The following is a 19,715-nucleotide window of genomic DNA, read 5'->3' as shown; positions in this document are numbered from 1 at the left end:
GTTACAGATTCTGTGCGAAAAGCACCATAAGTAACACAAAGGCGATAAAAATAAATACGTAAGATATTGATATAAATATTTTTTATATAATTGACTACAAACTTAAAGGGATAAGTATATAAACTCAAAATGCTTGAGATAATTTCATGTCGCAAGTTAGAGTAGTTAATATCTACAACTAAGGTCTAATACTTTCATGACCTTGGCTGAGTGATCCTTGGACAAAGCCTAGCGGCAAGTAAATTAAAATGGAGATGACTATGTCACAGAGCATTTATCCGGTTCTAGAAGCTTTCAAGAACAACGCACTCATTGATAACGATAAATATAACACGCTGTACAAGCAGTCAATTGAGGATCCGCAAGGATTTTGGGCTGAACATGGGCAACGCCTTGAATGGTCAAAGCCGTATACGAAAGTGAAAAATTGTTCCTTTGATAAAGGGCACATTAGCATAAAGTGGTTTGAAGACGGACAGCTAAACGCATCTTATAATTGTATTGATCGCCACTTAAAAACCAAAGCCGATAAAGTGGCACTGATCTGGGAAGGGGATAACCCAGCTCAAAGTGAGCAAATTACTTATCAACAGCTTCATGATGAAGTAGCAAAGCTGGCCAACGGTATGAAGAAACTGGGGGTGAGTAAGGGAGACCGAGTTGCTATCTACATGCCGATGACCCCTCAAGCAGTTTATGCGATGCAAGCTTGTGCACGTATCGGGGCAATTCATTCAGTCGTATTTGGTGGTTTTTCTCCATCAGCTATTGCAGATCGTATCAAAGACTCCGGTGCAAAGGTAGTGATCACCTCAGACGAAGGTCGCCGTGGTGGTAATTGTGTGCCACTTAAAGCAAATGTTGATGAAGCGCTCTCACAGCCAGATGTCAGTATTGAGCATGTGATCGTACACCAGTTAACCGGTGGAGAAGTTGCTTGGCAATCACATGATGTTTGGTGGCATGATCTAGTTGCAGATGTTGAACCAATTTGTCCGCCAACTCCTATGAATGCGGAAGACCCACTATTTATTTTGTATACCTCAGGGTCGACTGGTCAGCCAAAAGGAGTCGTACACACTACAGGTGGCTACTTGGTCTATGCGTCTATGACACATGAATATGTTTTTGATTTACGTGAAGATGATGTGTATTGGTGTAGTGCCGATGTTGGTTGGATCACAGGGCACAGCTATATTGCTTATGGGCCGTTGGCAAATGGTTGTACCCAAGTGCTTTTTGAAGGCATACCTACGTACCCTAATGCTGGTCGTATTGGTGAGGTCGTTGATAAGCACAATGTAACTATTCTTTATACCGCTCCAACAGCAATACGTGCGTTAATGGCTAAGGGTGATGAGCCGACAGCTTCTTCTAATCGCACCAGTTTAAGGGTGCTCGGTTCAGTGGGTGAGCCAATTAATCCTGAAGCGTGGTCTTGGTACTATGAGCGTATTGGTAATAGTCAGTGTCCAATTGTAGATACTTGGTGGCAGACAGAAACAGGCGGAATCATGATCACTCCATTGCCAGGCGCAACGGATATGAAACCGGGCTCTGCAACCAGACCTTTCTTTGGTGTTGCACCTGCCTTATTTGATGCGCAGGGGAATGAGTTACCAGGTGCGGCAGAGGGCAATCTTGTGATACTAGATAGCTGGCCGTCACAAGCTCGCACAGTCTATGGTGATCATGAGCGTTTTGAACAAACCTATTTTTCGGCTTATCCAGGAGTTTATTTCACAGGCGATGGTTGTCGTCGCGATGAAGATGGTTATTATTGGATCACAGGTCGAGTAGATGATGTGCTCAATGTTTCTGGCCACCGTTTAGGAACTGCTGAAATTGAAAGTGCTTTGGTTGCACATGAGTCAGTTGCTGAGGCCGCCGTGGTGGGTTATCCGCATGACATTAAGGGCCAAGGCATTTATGTCTATATTACTCCGAATGAAGGGGTGGTAGTGACAGAAGAGTTGACTAAAGATGTGCGTAATTGGGTTAGAAAAGAGCTAAGCCCAATTGCGTCACCTGATATGATCCAATGGTCACCAAACTTACCAAAAACTCGCTCAGGCAAAATTATGCGCCGTATTTTGCGTAAGATTGCAGCCAATGAATATCAGCAGCTTGGGGATACATCAACTTTGGCCGATCCAAGTGTCGTTGAAGAGCTGATAGAAAACCGCTTAAACCGTTAATTGAACGTTAAAAGCTTGAGTTTCATTAAATTCTAAACGACTATACCGGCTGTCATCGGTCACGATGGCAGCCGAATTGTTAGGAGCAAATATGAATCAGTTTTTAATTGCAGACGATCATCCGTTATTTAGAGCGGCCTTGAAAGGCGCATTACAAAGTCAGTTCGAAACGCTCACAGTATTTGAGGCTGATACGTTTGAGGCCACATTAGCAATTTTGGCAAAACAGGATGAATTGGATTTATTGCTATTGGATCTGCATATGCCTGGTAGCGGTGATCTATATGGCTTGATCCGAATTCGTGAGGATTTTCCTAGCCTACCTGTGGTGGTTGTGTCTGGCAGCGAAGATTTAACGGTGATCTCTAAAGTGATGGGATATGGTGCTATGGGGTTTATTCCTAAATCCTCATCGCCCCAAGATATTGCAATGGCAATAGACACGGTGTTAGAGGGGGATAGTTGGCTGCCTGAAAATATGAAAGACAAAGTGGCAAATATTGAGCATGAAGATAAAGCTCTCGCCCAGCAGGTTGCCTCTTTAACACCACAGCAATTCAAGGTGTTACAGTATCTACATGAAGGTTTGTTGAACAAGCAAATCGCCTTTGAACTGCATATTTCTGAGGCAACGGTTAAAGCTCATATTACGGCAATATTTAGAAAGCTAGGGGTGTATAATCGGACCCAAGCTGTGTTGATCGCTTCAAAGTTACAGCTAGAGCCCATAGATACACAAGCATAAAAAAAGCGCCGTAGCGCTTTTTAACGTTATGTTAAAGCTTCTCATCAACTAAATACGACAGTTTTGTTGCCATTGATAAAAACCTTGTGTTCCGATGCTAACTGGATCGCTTTACAAAATACTGCTTTTTCAATATCGCGACCCATTTTAGCCATGCTCTCGGCATCATTGGCGTGACTCACCTGAGTTACATCCTGAACAATAATCGGCCCTTCATCTAGTTCATCATTAACAAAGTGAGCGGTGGCACCAATAATTTTTACACCGCGCTCAAAAGCCTGATGATAGGGCTTAGCACCAATGAATGCGGGTAAAAATGAGTGATGAATGTTTATGATCCGATTGCTAAAGCGAGCCACAAATTCAGGGCTGAGAATACGCATGTATTTAGCAAGCCCGACGATATCAGGCTGGTATTGCTCTATCACTTCTGCCATTTTTTCATCATGCTCTAATCGGCTTAAACCTGTGTGAGGCACACAGTGAAAAGGAATACCAAAACCTTTGACCAATGGTTCCAGATCTTGGTAGTTGGCTATCACAGCCTGTACCTCGATATTCATCGCATTTTCGTATTGTTTAAGGAGTACACCGCCAAGACAGTGAGCTTCTTTTGTTGCCAGCAATACCACTTTGGTTTTTTCACCATGATGAAGCGCGACCTGTGCGCCTTGTGGAAGTTGCCCTCTTAGCTGCGATAAGAATTGCTCGCTGGGTTCACCGGTTAATTCCGTGCGCATAAAAAAGCGTGCTCCCTCGCGGTCTACAAATTCGTTATTGCGAGTGATATTTAAATTGTGCTCAAAACAGAGATTGGTTATTTTGGCGATTAAGCCGACCCCATCCGCACATTGCGTGGTAAGTATATAGTTCATTTTCCTCATTCCTGTATTCACCCCTTTAAACACGGGGGGTTTAGCATACTAGCAATCGAAACTCATTTGGTTAACTATAAATTTCCAAAAATTGGAATGTTTTTACCGTCGATGAGTTCAAGGTGTTGATTTGCATGGTTCTTTTTATAAAAGTCGTTTCTTGCAAAGTCCGCGGACCAGTGGCTCGCGCGGACAAATTAAAAAGTATGATTAAGCAGAGCCTTCAACTTGGCTGGCTTTATAGGCTTGCTCAAATAATGAATGTCTTCAGTCTTGGCATGTTGTTTTAATGCCTCATCTCGCACAGCTGTGATCAAGATAGCAGGAATTGAATGTTGCCAAATCTCTCGCAAGGTTTTTACTAAAGTGATGCCATCATTTTGCTCACCGAGTTGATAATCCATCAAAATAATATCCGCGGCAGGATGGGTCTTTGCATATTCAATGACATCCAATGAGTCAGTGAAGAGGCTGTGTTTCATTTGCCATTTGCTAAGTAAACTCGCCATGGCTTGTAAATTCTTTGGGTCATCATCAACAGCAATAACATGCAATGATGATTTCTTATCAATGTCTGATAGTTGCGCGCCTGATTGCGCTTTGTGATCGACTAGCTGCTCATCGCCGATTGGTATGGTGATGCTAAAACAACTACCTTTGCCAATTTGTGAGCTAACAGATAATTCAAGACTAAGCAGATCACACAATCGTTTGACGACCCCAAGTCCCAACCCCACTCCTTTGTTGTCATTGCTTTGAATACGATAAAAGTCATTAAATATTTTACTAAGTTGGTGCTGTGATATCCCGGGCCCGGTGTCCCAAACGTCCAGTCTCAAACTGTGTTTTCGATGACGGCAGGCAATGAGTACCTTGCCGTGTTCGGTATATTTCACTGCATTTGAGACTAGGTTTTGGATGATGCGGCGTAGGTAGGTTGTATCACTGTGAACAATCTCGTGATTACTACGTACTTTAAGTTGTAACCCCTTATCACTGGATAAAATGGCGTACTCGTTGGCCAGCGGGCTGAGAATATCATCAATACAAAAATGTCGTGGCGTGGGCTTCATCGCACCTTGTTCTAACTTGGCGATGTCTAACAGTGCTGACATCAGGTGGACCGTTGAGTCTAGGCTATCAGTGAGTTTTTCGAAGTTACTATGGTCTTGTTGGCTCAAAGGCTGTGCGTCAATGGCTGCCAGATACAAACGTGCGGCATTAAGAGGCTGTAAAATATCGTGACTAGCCAGTGCTAAAAAGCGGGTTTTACTGTCATTGGCGCGTTCAGCTTCTTTTTTGGCGGCCATTAATGCATGTTCTGTTGCTATTCGAGAGGTGATTTGCGCCTGTAAATCCGTGTTGATGGTACGAATTTCTTGTGTACGCGCCTCAATACGGTTCTCCAGATCCATATTGACCTCTTCTAGCGCATTTTGTGTGTTGATATGCATGGTGATATCAGAGAAGCTGGTAACAAAACCGCCCTCTGGTAATGGATTGCCACGCATTTCATAGACTTGTCCATCGCGACGATGGCGAATAAAGTGGTGTGGTGTGCCGTTACGCAAGTGTTGTACTCGTTTCTCAACCAGTCGCTCTATGTCACCTGGCCCACATTCACCCCTTTGTGCGTTAAATCGAATGACTTTCTCGATGGGGAGGCCAACTTCTAAAAAGTCATCAGGGTAGTCAAACATCTCACTGTAACGTTTGTTCCAAGCGACTAAGTTAAGCTCTTTATCAACCACTGATATACCATGACTAAGGTTTTCCAAAGAGGTGTATAGCAAGTTTTGATTGAATTGTAGTGCTTGTGTGGTTTCGTCGAAGAAATTAACGACCTCTTCAAAAGCCATTTGCTTGCCAGAGGCGACAGTATGGATCAGTGCTTGTGCTGAAGATGCGCCTAGTACACCGGTGAGCGCACGCTCGCAGTATGCAATAAAGTCCGCATCAGGGGAGGCATTGTTATCATCTATTAGGTTGCTTTGCGCGTACTGGCTGAGGAGTTGTCCTGAGCGTTGGATCCCTAAAAATGTTTGTAGCAATACCTTAAAGTCGTACACACTGGCTTTAACGTTCTTATTCAAACGTTTCGCAAACCCGGCTTGCTCTTTTGGATAAACAAACGCAGCGGCCTGAATTTTATCGATTAAACGTTCATGGGCCGCCAGTGAGAAACTGATATAACAAATAATGTTCGCACACAAGGCAAGTAATGTACCTCGGGTAATAAGGCTTTGTCTTAATTCATAATCCAGTGCGATGCCAGCTCCCACAACTGGTAGCATTAAAAATAGTGCCCAGCAGATAAAACCTGCCAGTAATCCTGCATAAACGCCATATGCGTGACCCTTACGCCAGTATAAGCCGCCAACAATAGCTGGCAGCAGTTGCGTGACCAGTGAGAATGCCACTAACCCCATGTTAGCAAGCGCTTCACCATGACCAAACCATTGCTGATATAAATAAGCCAGTAATAAAATTGCGGCAATAATAATACGGCGGATCATTAAAATAGGAGTTTTATAGTTGCGTGTCAGTGCACTGCGCTTTAACTTTCGTTTGAGTAGTAGTGGGAGTACTACATCGTTAGAGAGCATAGTGCTTAGAGTGAGCGTTGCAACGACTATCATAGCAGTTGCCGCTGATAGACCACCGATAAATACAAATGTGGTTATAACTGGATGGTCTTGCATTAAGGGCAGCGCCAATACAAAACTATCAGCAGCTATATTAGCCCCTATCTGGGGATGTATTGCTGCCGTTGAAATAGGAATGATCATTGCTGCAATGAGCAATAAATATAATGGAAAGGCCCAGCGAGCGGTGCGCAAGTGACGACGGTCTTGGTTATCCACTACGGTGACGTGAAATTGCCGAGGCAAACAAACAATAGCCGCGGCGGCCATCAGACTTTGACCGACAAAATTGAAGTTAAAGGCATCAAAGTTCAGCCAGTGTTCGATATTAATAGTGCTATCTTGCACTTTAAGTAGTGCAACAATTGCTAATATTGCCACCGCTCCAAGTGCAATGAGTTTTATAATAGATTCAAAAGCGACCGCTAGCATTAAACCTGAGCGATATTCGGTAACATCAACTTTCCTAGTTCCAAAAAATATGGCGAATAAAGCCATAACCAGTGTGCCGGTTAATGCCAACGCACTACCAGAGAACAGTGACCCTTGTTGCAGTAATAAGAAGCTACTACTGAGAGCTTTGAGTTGTAAAGCTATGTAAGGAATCGTGGCCAGTAGCGCAATCATCGTGACCATGACGGCCGTAGCCTGGCGTTTGCCATAGCGGGCGGAAATAAAATCGGCAATGGTGGTAATGTTTTGCTTTTTGCTGACCAAAATCAGCTTGCGTAAAAAGCCATGACCAAAGAAAAATAACAAGGCGGGCCCAAGTAAGATAGGTAAGTAGTGCCAGCTACTTTCTGCAGCAGTGCCGACAGAGCCATAATAAGTCCATGAGGTACAATAAATACCTAGCGAAAACGCATACACAAAGGGGTGATGTGTGATCCGCATAGCAAGAGGCGTGGTTTTATCTCCCCAGTTGGCCAGCCAGAACAAGACGCCAATGTAACTGAGAGAGACTAAAATTAGAGCAGCTGTCATTATTATTCTTGTTAAAAGGAGGTGACTTTACCTTACCACAGATTTATCAGGTGTCAGTATAAGTCATATCGCCGATACGATTTTAACTTATTGTTTTTAAATGAAAAGTTATTTTTCTCAAGTAGATTTAGACTAATGTCGTATAAACGTCATATTTAGTGTGAAGCATATCAAAGTAAGCATCATAAAGTTATTAACCTATTGTAATTAAATGAATTATTTCAATATTATTTTTCCTCAAGGTGCAGTTGACGTAAACGTAATGTAGCTGCTACGACTAAGGTCTCAATTTAATCTTATCAAGCCGTTGCTAAGGTAAATGGTGACAATTAACACCAACACAGCTCCAAAATGGGCACGTGATAGGGGATACAAAATGGCTTTTAAAGATGAACAACAAGCAAAAGCATACTGGTCAGAAAATCTCGCCTTAATGTTTAAACTGTTGGCAATTTGGTTTGTCGTGTCTTTCGGCTTTGGCATTTTGCTAGTGGATGTACTCAACGAAGTTCGTTTTTTCGGATTTAAGCTGGGTTTTTGGTTTTCACAACAGGGGGCTATTTACACCTTTGTTGTTTTGATTTTTGTCTACGTATTCAAGATGAATGCACTGGATAAAAAATACGGCGTAGACGAATAGGGGCATTATGATGGATGTACAAACTCTCACATTTATAATCGTCGGTTTGAGCTTTGCGCTCTATATCGGAATTGCTATCTGGGCCCGTGCAGGCTCCACACAAGATTTTTATGTAGCAGGTGGCGGAGTACCGCCATTTGCAAACGGTATGGCCACGGCTGCAGACTGGATGAGCGCAGCGTCATTTATTTCCATGGCAGGGATTATTTCATTTGCAGGTTATGACGGTGGCGTTTACCTAATGGGATGGACCGGTGGTTATGTATTACTAGCTCTGTGTCTAGCACCGTATTTACGTAAGTTCGGTAAATTCACGGTACCTGATTTTATCGGCGATCGTTATTACTCACAGGTTGCGCGTGTCGTTGCCATTTTGTGTGCCATTTTTATTTGCTTCACCTACATAGCAGGACAAATGCGCGGCGTTGGTGTGGTATTTTCTCGCTTTTTAGAGGTCGATATAGAAACCGGTGTTTACATTGGTATGGTGATTGTTTTCTTCTATGCTGTGCTTGGCGGAATGAAAGGGATCACCTATACCCAAGTAGCACAATACTGTGTGTTAGTGTTCGCATACCTTGTACCAGCTATTTTTATCTCTTTGATGATGACGGGTCATTTGCTACCACAAACAGGCTTTGGGGCGACGCTTGCTGATGGTTCTGGCATGTATGTGCTGGATAAGCTGGATGGTCTCAGTGCTGAATTGGGATTTGCTCAATATACCGAAGGCTCAAAAAGCATGATTGATGTATTTGCCATCACTGCTGCATTGATGGTGGGCACCGCGGGTTTGCCTCATGTTATTGTGCGCTTTTTCACTGTACCTCGCGTTAAAGACACCCGAATTTCAGCTGCATGGACACTCGTATTTATCGCTATTGTTTATACTACGGCACCTGCCGTGGCTTCATTTGCGCGCGTTAATATGATTGATACTATCAATGGCAAAGACGGTAGTGGCACAGCCTATGCTGAAGCGCCCACTTGGGTGAAAAATTGGGAAAGAACAGGGCTTATCGTGTTCGAAGACAAAAACAATGATGGCAAGATGTTCTACTCATCAGGCAAAATTAGCGACCCAAATAGTGCCAACGAAGTGCAAATTGACCGTGATATTATGGTGTTGGCAAATCCCGAAATTGCTGATTTACCGGCATGGGTGATTGCTCTGGTTGCAGCTGGTGGAATTGCAGCGGCACTTTCGACTACAGCGGGTTTACTCTTGGTTATTTCCACGTCCGTTTCACATGATCTACTCAAGCGAACCTTAAAGCCCAATATCAGTGATAAACAAGAGCTGTTAGCGGCGCGCTTATCAGCCATGGTAGCGATAGTTATTTCTGCTTACTTTGGTATTAATCCGCCGGGATTTGTTGCATCAGTCGTAGCCTTTGCGTTTGGCCTTGCGGCGGCAAGCTTCTTCCCCGCGATCATTATGGGGATTTTTTCTAAAAGTATGAATAAAGAAGGTGCTATTGCAGGTATGGTAACAGGGATAACCTTTACCGCGGCTTATATCATCTACTTTAAGTTTATTAGCCCAGAGCTTAACACACCTGCGAATTGGCTGTTTGGCATCTCACCAGAAGGAATAGGTATTGTGGGTATGATGGTGAACTTTATTGTTGCTGCTGTGGTACTCAAACTGACGGCGCAGACACCAGTGGAAGTACAACAGATGGTGGAAAGTATTCGCAATCCTAAAGGGTCGAGCGCCGCCCACGCACATTAGATTCATTTGCTAGTATTGTAAGGGACAACCCAGCCCATTGGGCTGGGTTTCTTCGTTTAAAAAAGGATTTATCCGATGGTTATTGGCAAACAGTTTAGGAGCGAGGATGACACCTGAGATTGCAGAGGTTAAACGATTTGTTAGTAAGCAAATGCCGTTTAGTCAGCTACCAGAGGCAGCCAGCCATTTTTTTTCCACCCATCTAGAGGTGATCTATCTTACTGAGCAAAACCAGCATCAATGGTTACGCTGTGGCAATTTATATTTGTATCTCATACGCTCTGGTAGTTATGACTTACTCACCGCTAATGGTGAAGTGATCACGCGCTTGGCTGAAGGTGACTACTTTGGCTACCCATCGTTATTAACAGGTGAAGCGATTAAAAATCAGTTACAGGTTAATACAGCGGGTTTAGTTTACTTGCTAAAGGAAGAAGATTTCGAGTTCTTGCGTCGCGAATATAAAGTGTTTGAACAGCACTTTGTAAAAGCGCATGCCAACAGACTACTTTCGTCTGCCTACAAACAAAGTCGCGATAGCTGGTCAGAAAAGAAGATTAGTGATGTGATGACAAAAGGTGCTGTTGTGCTTGCACCTGATGCGAGCATCTATGAAGCAGCCAACACGATGAGCCAACATTCGGTTTCGTCAATTATCATCAGCGAGCATCGCAAGTTAATAGGTGTGGTGACGGACCGAGATTTGCGAAACCGAGTGCTTGCGGTAGGAGTATCACCTGAGCAGTCGATAGCAACGATCATGACTGATTCACCTAAGTATATATTTGAACATAATCGGGTGTTTTCAGCGTTACACTTAATGCTCAAACATAACATTCATCATTTGCCAGTATTAAACGAGCATCATGAGCCGTTAGGAATGCTAACCAGTACAGATCTATTGCGCCAGCAAAAAAGTGACCCAGTGCAATTGATTGGTAAAATTTATAAAGCACAAAGCCTCTGTGCGCTTAAGCTATGTGCCGCTGAGATCCCTACCTTGCTGAAAAGTTTTGCCAATAACATCGAAGATATTTCTTTGATTGGTAAACTACTTAGTGGCTTAAGTGATGCACTTACCGCTCGATTAATAGCTTTGTATCAAGCAGCGCATGGCGATGCACCATGTACTTTTAGTTGGATCTGTTTCGGTTCGCAAGCCAGAGAAGAGCAAACGCTACATTCGGATCAAGACAATGGCTTGTTGCTTCCCAATGATGTGAACGATGAACAGCGGCGCTACTTTTTAGGATTGGGTCAATTTGTTTGTGAGCAACTGGCTAACTGTGGTATCCGAACTTGTCCTGGCAATATAATGGCCAGCAATGATGATTGTCGAGGGTCGGTTAAACAGTGGTTAGCACGTTTTGAAAACTGGGTAACTCAGCCTACGCCAAAGGCGATGCTTAATTGCAAAATCTATTTTGATATCCGTTTTATTGACGGCAGCAGCGCGTTATACAATGAGTTTACAAGCCACTTAAGTAAACTCACTAAAAATGAACTGTTCTTTGCTGCGATGGCGACGGATATTAGCACTAACTCTGTGCCGTTGGGGTTGTTTCAGCAGTTTAAACTGGAAAAAGACAAGCAACAGCACAAGTACCTTGATCTAAAGCGTCGCGGTGTTGTTATCATCAATGATCTGGTCCGTCTTTATGCGCTAAAAGCCCAGATCTATAAGGCTAATACCCTAGAGCGTTTAGATGCTTTGTTGAGTACGACGCTTATGAATAAAGCAGATATTTATGATTTAAAAGACTGCTGGCGCTACCTCACTCAACTAAGGCTAAAAACCCAGTTGGAGTATGAGCAACTACCAGAAAATTGCATCAACCCAGAACATCTTACCTCGCTTGAAAGACATCAGTTAAAAGAAGCATTTTACCTTATTAAACAAGCCCAACAGGCCTGTGCGTTCAAATTTGCCAGAGGTAGTCTATGAATTGGATTGTTCGCTGGTGGCGCACGCTTTATCATCAAATGAAGTTACGACAACTTGAATTTAATGGCGCACAATATGTGGTCCTTGATCTTGAACTCACCGGACTAGACGCCCAAAAAGATGAGATAGTCTCCGCGGCATGGTTGATAATTGAACAAGGGAGAATTCGTCTAGACTCTGCTGAATATTATTTGAATAAGGAAGTACACACTCTATCGCAAAGTCCAGTATATCATGGCATAGACGAACAAATGCTCGAGCAAGGTGAATTGATAAGTCAGATTTTGACACGCTTGGTTGCTGCGTTAGAAGGCAAAATCCTGGTGTGCCACAATGCGCAACTTGATTGGTCTTTTTTAAAAAAAGTATGTCGATGTAATGACTTCACTTTAAAACCATTGGCGATACTAGATACGATGGCTATTGAGAAGCGTCGTTTGGCGACTAGCACTGTGCCTTTGGGGGCGCATAGTTTAACTTTACCTATATGTCGTAACCGCTACCACTTGCCAGAATATGCGGTGCACAATGCGCTAACAGACTCTTTGGCAACCGCTGAACTTTTGCTCGCACAGGTCAGTGCCATTAGTTCAGGAAAACGGCTCAAACTTGGGCGGTTGTTACATTAAGCGAACGCATGCTATTACAGCGCTAAAATTGCCTCAAGTCGGTCTTAGAGCATGAATCAGATCGACACTAAGGCATATTTCAAACCAGTATATAAAAAAAGTTTGTCATTACCCTTACACATTTAATCGCGGTCGATTACAATAGCGCCAACTTAGGAGTAAAGCTCCTGTAATTATTCGCATTTAGCTGGATTCTCAATCTAATGGCAATCAAACTGGCAATCAATGGTTTTGGTCGTATCGGTCGCAACATAGTACGCGCGCTGTACGAGTCCGGACGCCAGCACGAAATTCAGGTTGTCGCTATCAATGAATTAGCAGACCCTAAAGCCGTTGCCCACCTTTTAAAATATGATACTTCTCATGGGCGTTTTGCGTTTGATGTAAGCCACCAAGCTCCGTATTTAAATGTTGCTGGTGACACGATTCAACTGTTTAATGAGGCTGATCCCAGTTTGTTACCGTGGCAGGCATTAGATGTTGATGTGGTACTTGAATGTACCGGTGTATTTCATTCTCGTCAGGATGCTCAGCGTCATTTAAACGCTGGTGCCAAAAAAGTGCTGTTTTCTCAACCTGCGGACGCTGACGTCGATGCGACTATCGTATATGGTATTAATGATGAAGAGCTTCGCGCTTCAAACACCATAGTATCTAATGGTTCATGCACGACCAACTGTATCGTACCGGTGATAAAGGTGCTGGATGATGCTTTTGGAATAGAATCTGGGGCTATCACAACTATTCACGCTTCAATGCATGATCAGCAAGTCATTGATGCATATCATAGTGACTTAAGACGTACCCGTGCAGCCAGTCAATCAATTATCCCTGTTGATACTAAGCTGGCGCGAGGTATTGAGCGTATATTACCCAAATTCCATAGCCGTTTTGAGGCTATTGCGGTGCGTGTCCCTACCATCAATGTTACAGCTATGGACTTAAGCGTTACAGTAAACGCCGAAGTCGATTTAGTTCGAGTCAATCAGGTATTACAACAAGCCGCCTCAGGGCGCTTAGAAGGTATCTTGAGTTATACTGAAGAGCCTTTGGTCTCGGTTGATTTCAATCATGACTCACACTCCTGTATCATAGATGGCACACAAACACGAGTTAGCCATAAACGACTTGTAAAATTATTAGTGTGGTGTGACAACGAGTGGGGTTTTGCGAATCGAATGCTCGACACAGCGGCGGCAATGATGGCTGCTAAATAACTAATTTGATTATTGAAGTATCATAATGAAGGAGAAGTCCATGTCTGTCATTAAAATGACTGATTTAGATTTAAGCGGCAAGCGCGTATTAATCCGTGAAGATTTGAACGTGCCTGTTAAAGAGGGCAAAGTGACCTCTGATGCACGCATTCGCGCATCGTTACCTACCATCAAGCTTGCGCTTGAGAAGGGTGCTAAAGTGATGGTGATGTCGCACTTGGGCCGTCCAACGGAAGGAGAGTATGATGCACAATATTCTATGCAGCCAGTTGTTGATTACTTGAATGATGCTTTGACGCAAAATGTTCGCTTGGTAACAGACTATCTGGATGGTGTAGAAGTTGCAGACAATGAAGTCGTTGTTTTTGAGAATGTTCGCTTTAATGTTGGCGAGAAGAAAGATGACGAAACGTTAGCTAAGCAATTGGCTGCATTGTGTGATGTCTATGTGATGGATGCCTTTGGTACTGCACATAGAGCGCAGGCTTCAACACATGGTGTGGGTTTATTCGCTCCGATCGCGTGTGCAGGTCCGTTATTAGCCGCAGAGCTTGATGCTCTGGGTAAAGCGCTAGATAACCCAGCTCGTCCTTTGGTGGCGATTGTGGGTGGTTCAAAAGTATCGACTAAACTAACAGTACTAGACTCGCTGTCAACAGTCGTTGACCAACTTGTAGCGGGTGGCGGTATTGCTAATACTTTCATCGCTGCGGCTGGATATCCAGTTGGTAAGTCTCTATACGAAAAAGATTTAATCGCAGAAGCGAATAAATTAACAGATGCAGCTCGCGCGAACAATGGTGACATTCCTGTGCCTACAGATGTGGTTGTCGGTTCTGAGTTTTCTGAATCCGCTGTGGCAACGATAAAAAATGTGAATGAAATCACAGATGAAGATATGATCTTTGATATTGGCCCTGAGACTGCAAATACGCTAGCTAAGATTATCGAAAAAGCAGGTACGGTAGTTTGGAATGGACCTGTTGGTGTATTCGAGTTTGATCAATTTGGTAATGGTACTGAAGCTATTGCAAATGCTATTGCTAAATCTAGCGCGTTTTCTATTGCCGGCGGTGGCGATACGTTAGCGGCGATCGACAAATATGGCGTGGCAGGTGATATTTCTTATATTTCTACTGGTGGTGGCGCCTTTTTGGAGTTTTTAGAAGGGAAAAAACTACCGGCAGTAGCTATGCTTGAGAAAAGAGCAAACGTTTAATTTTTATGGGCCAGCGTTAGCTGGCCTTATTTGTTTATATCACTCTCACTTAGATATGAACAAATATTCGTAGCTTAGGCTACATACAACTTATCCCGTTCAAACAAGATAGCGACAAGCTATCGACTATTGGAGAAAGCATTATGGCTTTAATCAGTATGCGTCAACTTCTAGATCATGCTGCTGAGCATGGTTATGGAGTTCCAGCTTTTAACGTAAACAACCAGGAACAAATGCGCGCGATCATGGAAGCGGCTGACAAAACTAACAGCCCTGTGATTGTACAAGGTTCTGCGGGTGCTCGTGCTTATGCTGGCGCACCGTTTATTCGCCACATGATCCTTGCAGCTATTGAAGAGTGGCCACACATTCCAGTAGTTATGCATCAAGACCACGGTACATCTCCGGCCGTGTGTCAACGTTCAATTCAATTGGGATTCTCATCAGTAATGATGGATGGCTCTTTGCTTGACGATGGCAAAACGCCATCAAGCTATGAATACAATGTTGATGTTACACGTCGCACTGTAGAAATGGCCCATGCTTGTGGTGTTTCTGTAGAAGGTGAACTTGGTGTGTTGGGTTCTTTAGAAACAGGTGAAGCTGGAGAGGAAGATGGCATCGGCGCTGTGGGTAAGCTTACTCACGATCAGCTGTTAACAGACCCTGAAGAGGCTGCTGACTTTGTAAGTAAAACAGGTGTAGATGCACTTGCTATTGCATGCGGTACATCACATGGTGCGTATAAATTTACTCGTCCACCAACGGGTGATATTTTGGCTATCAACCGCATTAAAGAAATTCATGCGCGAATTCCAAATACACACTTGGTAATGCATGGTTCGTCTTCAGTACCGCAAGATTGGTTAGCTGTGATCAACGAATATGGTGGTGAAATCCCAGAAACGTACGGCGTACCAGTTGAACAGATTGTTGAAGGGATCAAACACGGCGTTCGTAAGGTTAATATTGATACGGATCTACGTTTGGCATCAACTGGTGCTATTCGTCGCCATCTAGCTCATAACCCTGCTAACTTCGATCCTCGTAAGTTCTTAGCCGAAGCGACTAAAGCAATGACCGAGATCTGTATTGATCGTTATGAAGCATTTGGTACTGCTGGTAATGCTAGTAAGATCAAGCCTATCTCTCTAGATGATATGCACTTAAAGTATCTATCAGGTGAGCTAAACGCTCAGATCAAATAATAACTAAGTCTATTTTTAGTTAAGAAAAGCCTCATTTAGAGGCTTTTTTTTGGATCACTATTTTACTACCCGATCATATTTAAAGATCAATATGTTAGTGCTATTCATTGCTTTGGATCAGTTTTTTACTAGCTCTATAAGATATGATCGTTGTGACAGCTATATTTGCACAATAAATAGCTAATTTGATGGTTATAAAGGTAATTCTGCGAGTTATGCTAGTAAAATATTGATCCGAAATGGGATCGGGTTGGTAAGATTTTGATCCCAAACTCTCTACTTAGTACAAATTTGATCCCAAGTAGACATATTTCTTGATCTCCTATGATTAGCAGCTAATTTTTATATTACAGTTCGTAACAATGAGCCCATCAGTTCAGGGATCAGAACTACCACAATTGACTAAGGCTGCGCTAAAAATGAAAATAAATAAGTTAACAACTTTAGGTTCATTACTGCTGATTGCTTCTGGCTTTGTTGGCGCAGAAGAAATGAAAGTGTATGGTCGAGTGCATGCTGGAGTTCAGTATAGCGACATTGCGGATGACTCTCAAACGAGCATTGAAAGTTATGCATCTAGATTGGGTGTAAAAGGGCAGGCACAGGTAAGTGATGGACTTGAGGCCTTTTTCAAGTACGAATTTGAAGTGAATCCAGCCGATAACGATAAAGATGGCAAAAATGGCGAAAATATTACTGCTCGCTCTCAGTATGTAGGAGTTAAAGGTAGTTTTGGGCAAGTTTTGATTGGTCGGGACGATACAGCTGTCAAAAAGTCGCAGGGTAGTATAGATATGATGAATGACTTTGAAGCTGATATTAAAGTACTTTTTGCTGGAGAAAACCGCCTCGGTGATACCATTCAATACACCACTCCTGAGTTGAACCACTTGAAATTTGTGGTCAGTTATATAGCAGAAGATAACAGTAAACAAAAAGGCGAGTCGGGTATTTCTGTGGCGGGTATGTATGGTGACAGCAAATTGAAAAAAACACCCATTTACATTAGTGTCGCTCATGATAGCGAAGTAGCAGGTCAAGACATCAATCGTGTAACGGTGCAAGGGCGGGTCGGTAATGCCACTTTGGGTGGTATGTATCAACAAAGTGAGAAGATAGATAATGACGATAAAGTCGATAGCTATATGGTCAGTGCTTCATATAAAATTGATAGTTATAAATTATTGGCTCAATATCAAGATTCGGACGGTGCTAGCGGAAAGCTTGCAGAAGCGGGCAACGCGACATCGTTAGGTGTTGAAAAAAGCCTGTCTAAGCAAGCACGTATGTATATTTGGTACTCACAATTTAATTTAGACAATACACCAGACCAAGAACATATGGCACTGACATTACGTTACGATTTTTAGTTGAATATTCTTTTTATTTAAATAATCCCGTAACATCAATAGTCTACAAAAAATTGCGCGATAAAAATAATATCGTGTTTTTTTGTGGGCTTTTTTAATTCCGAGATACAGTTTCATAAAACTGTCACACTAAGTCATAATAATGACAACAACTTCGGTAATGAAAGAGAACATTGGGATGTCACGTAAAGTACTTGTAGTTGATGATGAAGCACCTATCAGAGAAATGCTGGTATTTGTTTTAGAGCAAAATGGCTTTCAAGCAATTGAAGCTGAGGATTATGATTCGGCTATCGCCGCGATGGTTGAACCTTATCCTGATATGGTTTTACTCGACTGGATGCTACCTGGTGGCAGCGGTATTCAAATTGCGAAAAAGTTTAAGCAAAGTGAGTATACTCGCCAGATCCCTATCATCATGCTAACCGCTCGTGGAGAAGAAGAAGATAAAGTTAAGGGACTAGAAGTTGGTGCAGATGACTATGTTACTAAACCTTTCTCGCCCAAAGAGCTGATGGCAAGGATCAAAGCTGTGATCCGTCGTGTATCGCCAACATCACTGGAAGAGGCGATTGAAGTGCATGGCTTACGTCTAGATCCTATTTCGCATCGAGTAACCTCTGCCGGTAGTGAACTGGATATGGGTCCAACAGAATTTCGCTTATTACACTTCTTTATGACACACCCTGAACGCGTTTACAGTCGTGAGCAATTGTTAGATCATGTTTGGGGAACCAACGTGTACGTTGAAGACAGAACGGTGGATGTGCACATTCGTCGTTTACGCAAAGCTATTGCACCGTTAGGCCATGACAGGTTAGTACAAACGGTACGTGGAGCTGGCTACCGTTTTTCTAGTAAGCTATAAACACGCTAGCCTAGTAGTGTTGGGATACAATCATATATGTACCGAGTGATAAATAAACAGGCGTTGTTTAAACGCCTGTTTTTGTATTTTTTGCCCTTAACTTTGATTGGTATTCTGATCGGAGCGCCATTTGTTCTGCTATTCATTGGCTCAATATCATTGTTATTATGGCATTATCATCAGCTTTATCGTCTCAGCGATTGGTTGCTCAACCAGCGCAGCTTTAACCCTCCAGAAGGTGAAGGGGCGTGGGAACAAATCTTTGAAGGGATCTATCATTTACAGCACCGAAACCGCAAAAAGCGCAATGAATTGGCGGAATTGATACGTCGTTTCCGAGAGGGCGCTGAAGCGGTGCCTGATGCAGTGGTAGTATTACAACAAGATTTAAGTATTGTTTGGTGTAATCAGTTAGCGCTAAAAGTACTTGGCCTACAGTGGCCAACAGATCACGGACAGCGATTAGATAATCTGATCCGTGATCCCAAGTTCGTAAAGTACATGCAAGGCCAAAAGTTCGATGAGCCGCTTGAACTCGACTCCGGGCATGTCAGTGAGCAAATTTTAGAATTTAGGGTTATGCCCTATGCCGAGCAGTTAATGATGGTTGTGCGCGACATCACGCGATTAAAGCAGCTGGAGCAAATGCGTAAAGATTTTGTCGCCAATGTTTCACATGAACTAAGAACACCTTTGACCGTCATCACGGGCTACCTTGAAATGCTAGATAGTGACAATCTTCCGCCTCCTAGTATGTGGAATAAAGCACATTTTACGATGATTGAACAATGTAAGCGCATGGATAGCTTAGTAAATCAATTGTTGTCGTTGTCACGCATAGAGAGTGCGCGTAAACAAGATAAAGACAAACCTGTCGATGTACCAGCCATGCTATCGCTGATCGAAACAGAAGCGAAATCACTCAATCAGGATAAGCATCATCAACTTACCTTCAACGTAGACAAATCATTGGATATCGTTGGTGCAGCGGATGAACTGCGGAGCGCGTTTTCTAACCTAGTTTTCAATGCTATCCATTACACCAAGTCAAATGGTCATGTGGAGGTAAACTGGCAATATGATAAAGATGGCAAGCCAAGGTTCTCGGTGATTGATAATGGTGATGGTATTGCGCCTGAGCATATTCACCGACTTACCGAACGTTTTTATCGGGTAGACAAAGCCCGAAGTCGTAAAACCGGAGGTTCAGGTCTAGGTCTTGCAATTACCAAGCATGTTCTTACACGTCATGATTCTACGCTCGAAATATCAAGTACTTTGGGTGAAGGATCATGTTTTTCATTTGCATTTTCTAAAAACAAACTTGCTTTTATGACAACGAATGAAAGTCACAAAACTGTCATTTAAGAGTAATTTTTCTGTCATTGAATGGGCGCAATATAGTCTGCGTTATTTAACTGGGACGAACAATTGGAG

The 19,715-nt window shown here is 43.0% G+C and carries 14 protein-coding genes; 12 read left to right on the top strand and 2 right to left on the bottom strand.

Going from position 1 to position 19,715, the window contains the following annotated elements; translation table 11 throughout:
* The first annotated feature begins 260 nt into the window (after window positions 1–260).
* Together acs and BIW53_RS18470 are read left to right on the top strand one after the other, a co-directional pair.
* The gene (acs, locus tag BIW53_RS18475; RefSeq protein WP_070993478.1) at window positions 261–2,198 is read left to right on the top strand and encodes an acetate--CoA ligase; all 1,938 of its coding nucleotides are present in this window, start codon (window positions 261–263) and stop codon (window positions 2,196–2,198) included.
* Window positions 2,199–2,289: 91 nt separating this feature from the next.
* On the top strand, window positions 2,290–2,943 hold the full coding sequence (locus BIW53_RS18470) for a response regulator transcription factor (RefSeq protein WP_070993477.1): 654 nt from the start codon (window positions 2,290–2,292) through the stop codon (window positions 2,941–2,943).
* 44 nt (window positions 2,944–2,987) lie between these two features.
* On the opposite strand, the gene purU is transcribed toward BIW53_RS18470, so the two are convergent.
* Window positions 2,988–3,818, bottom strand: coding sequence for a formyltetrahydrofolate deformylase (gene purU, locus BIW53_RS18465; RefSeq protein WP_070993476.1), 831 nt, complete (start codon window positions 3,816–3,818; stop codon window positions 2,988–2,990).
* 197 nt (window positions 3,819–4,015) lie between these two features.
* Window positions 4,016–7,447 (bottom strand): PAS domain-containing hybrid sensor histidine kinase/response regulator, encoded by a 3,432-nt coding sequence (locus BIW53_RS18460; RefSeq protein ID WP_070993475.1) that lies wholly within the window; start codon window positions 7,445–7,447, stop codon window positions 4,016–4,018.
* Between the two features lie 376 nt (window positions 7,448–7,823).
* Here BIW53_RS18460 and BIW53_RS18455 point away from each other — a divergent pair, with 376 nt between their 5' ends.
* The 10 genes from BIW53_RS18455 to phoR all read left to right on the top strand — a co-directional run bounded on the left by BIW53_RS18455 (window position 7,824) and on the right by phoR (window position 19,646).
* Complete coding sequence (locus BIW53_RS18455) at window positions 7,824–8,087, top strand: DUF4212 domain-containing protein (protein WP_070993474.1); 264 nt, start codon at window positions 7,824–7,826, stop codon at window positions 8,085–8,087.
* A 10-nt stretch (window positions 8,088–8,097) separates the two neighbouring features.
* Complete coding sequence (locus BIW53_RS18450; RefSeq protein ID WP_070993473.1) at window positions 8,098–9,822, top strand: sodium:solute symporter family protein; 1,725 nt, start codon at window positions 8,098–8,100, stop codon at window positions 9,820–9,822.
* 106 nt (window positions 9,823–9,928) lie between these two features.
* A complete protein-coding gene (locus tag BIW53_RS18445; RefSeq protein WP_070993472.1) occupies window positions 9,929–11,767 on the top strand; it encodes a DUF294 nucleotidyltransferase-like domain-containing protein in 1,839 nt (612 codons plus the stop codon).
* The gene (locus tag BIW53_RS18440) at window positions 11,764–12,396 is read left to right on the top strand and encodes a 3'-5' exonuclease (RefSeq protein ID WP_070993471.1); all 633 of its coding nucleotides are present in this window, start codon (window positions 11,764–11,766) and stop codon (window positions 12,394–12,396) included. Before BIW53_RS18445 ends, BIW53_RS18440 begins: the two co-directional genes overlap by 4 nt.
* 203 nt (window positions 12,397–12,599) lie before the next feature.
* Window positions 12,600–13,613: an erythrose-4-phosphate dehydrogenase gene (epd, locus tag BIW53_RS18435; RefSeq protein WP_070993470.1), complete on the top strand. Its 1,014-nt coding sequence runs from the start codon at window positions 12,600–12,602 to the stop codon at window positions 13,611–13,613.
* Window positions 13,614–13,653: 40 nt separating this feature from the next.
* Entirely contained in the window at window positions 13,654–14,832 is a 1,179-nt protein-coding gene (locus tag BIW53_RS18430; protein ID WP_070993469.1) for a phosphoglycerate kinase, read from the top strand.
* A gap of 143 nt (window positions 14,833–14,975) precedes the next feature.
* A complete protein-coding gene (gene fba / locus BIW53_RS18425) occupies window positions 14,976–16,040 on the top strand; it encodes a class II fructose-bisphosphate aldolase (RefSeq protein ID WP_070993468.1) in 1,065 nt (354 codons plus the stop codon).
* A gap of 419 nt (window positions 16,041–16,459) precedes the next feature.
* A complete protein-coding gene (locus BIW53_RS18420; RefSeq protein WP_070993525.1) occupies window positions 16,460–17,410 on the top strand; it encodes a porin in 951 nt (316 codons plus the stop codon).
* A 178-nt stretch (window positions 17,411–17,588) separates the two neighbouring features.
* Window positions 17,589–18,278 (top strand): phosphate regulon transcriptional regulator PhoB, encoded by a 690-nt coding sequence (gene phoB / locus BIW53_RS18415; protein WP_070985814.1) that lies wholly within the window; start codon window positions 17,589–17,591, stop codon window positions 18,276–18,278.
* Window positions 18,279–18,314: 36 nt separating this feature from the next.
* Window positions 18,315–19,646: a phosphate regulon sensor histidine kinase PhoR gene (gene phoR, locus BIW53_RS18410; RefSeq protein WP_070993467.1), complete on the top strand. Its 1,332-nt coding sequence runs from the start codon at window positions 18,315–18,317 to the stop codon at window positions 19,644–19,646.
* The last annotated feature ends 69 nt before the right edge of the window (window positions 19,647–19,715 follow it).

It is taken from the genome of Pseudoalteromonas byunsanensis, assembly GCF_001854475.1.
Lineage (GTDB): Bacteria > Pseudomonadota > Gammaproteobacteria > Enterobacterales > Alteromonadaceae > Pseudoalteromonas > Pseudoalteromonas byunsanensis.
The sequence above is the reverse complement of the archived record's forward strand: the minus strand, read 5'-3'. Positions and strand labels throughout refer to the sequence as shown.

Excerpts from the sequence above, each read along its gene's own strand:
- acs (WP_070993478.1), top strand. The coding sequence starts at position 261 with ATGTCACAGAGCATTTATCCGGTTCTAGAAGCTTTCAAGAACAACGCA.
- BIW53_RS18470 (WP_070993477.1), top strand. The coding sequence starts at position 2,290 with ATGAATCAGTTTTTAATTGCAGACGATCATCCGTTATTTAGAGCGGCC.
- purU (WP_070993476.1), bottom strand. The coding sequence starts at position 3,818 with ATGAACTATATACTTACCACGCAATGTGCGGATGGGGTCGGCTTAATC.
- BIW53_RS18460 (WP_070993475.1), bottom strand. The coding sequence starts at position 7,447 with ATGACAGCTGCTCTAATTTTAGTCTCTCTCAGTTACATTGGCGTCTTG.
- BIW53_RS18455 (WP_070993474.1), top strand. The coding sequence starts at position 7,824 with ATGGCTTTTAAAGATGAACAACAAGCAAAAGCATACTGGTCAGAAAAT.
- BIW53_RS18450 (WP_070993473.1), top strand. The coding sequence starts at position 8,098 with ATGGATGTACAAACTCTCACATTTATAATCGTCGGTTTGAGCTTTGCG.
- BIW53_RS18445 (WP_070993472.1), top strand. The coding sequence starts at position 9,929 with ATGACACCTGAGATTGCAGAGGTTAAACGATTTGTTAGTAAGCAAATG.
- BIW53_RS18440 (WP_070993471.1), top strand. The coding sequence starts at position 11,764 with ATGAATTGGATTGTTCGCTGGTGGCGCACGCTTTATCATCAAATGAAG.
- epd (WP_070993470.1), top strand. The coding sequence starts at position 12,600 with ATGGCAATCAAACTGGCAATCAATGGTTTTGGTCGTATCGGTCGCAAC.
- BIW53_RS18430 (WP_070993469.1), top strand. The coding sequence starts at position 13,654 with ATGTCTGTCATTAAAATGACTGATTTAGATTTAAGCGGCAAGCGCGTA.
- fba (WP_070993468.1), top strand. The coding sequence starts at position 14,976 with ATGGCTTTAATCAGTATGCGTCAACTTCTAGATCATGCTGCTGAGCAT.
- BIW53_RS18420 (WP_070993525.1), top strand. The coding sequence starts at position 16,460 with ATGAAAATAAATAAGTTAACAACTTTAGGTTCATTACTGCTGATTGCT.
- phoB (WP_070985814.1), top strand. The coding sequence starts at position 17,589 with ATGTCACGTAAAGTACTTGTAGTTGATGATGAAGCACCTATCAGAGAA.
- phoR (WP_070993467.1), top strand. The coding sequence starts at position 18,315 with ATGTACCGAGTGATAAATAAACAGGCGTTGTTTAAACGCCTGTTTTTG.